Annotated in this window: 1 pseudogene; it reads left to right on the forward strand. The window is 54.6% G+C overall.

Going from position 1 to position 357, the window contains the following annotated elements:
* Positions 1–243 (forward strand): annotated as a pseudogene (locus ACXIUA_RS00615) (neutral/alkaline non-lysosomal ceramidase N-terminal domain-containing protein); the annotation flags it as partial.
* Positions 244–357: the final 114 nt, after the last annotated feature.

A 357-nucleotide genomic window follows, 5' to 3' on the forward strand; every position in this document is an offset into this window, starting at 1 on the left:
TTGCGACTGGAAGACGGCGACCTACTTATCAAGAATGACCGCGGCGAGATTGTTTCCGACGACTGGGACCAAGCAACTGTCATTGAGTTTGCCAAGGACGGTATTCATACCACCGCCAAGGTCACTTGGGAGACCGGAGGAGTCGCGCCGGGCAAGTATGACATCATCGTGCGTGGTAGCGCGTTGGGTGCCGGTGATTCGCTGAACCCATTCGAGGGAGTCGCCGCGGTGGAGCTCGTGTAAGAACGTCCAATTAAATACGTCCATGCGCACAATGTGACTTATACTTCGGCCTTTAAAATCTCGTCAGGGCAGAAGGCCGTTGCCCAATTCGTCGCGGCAAATCCGAATAACGAC

This window comes from Corynebacterium sp. UMB8791 (genome assembly GCF_054166365.1).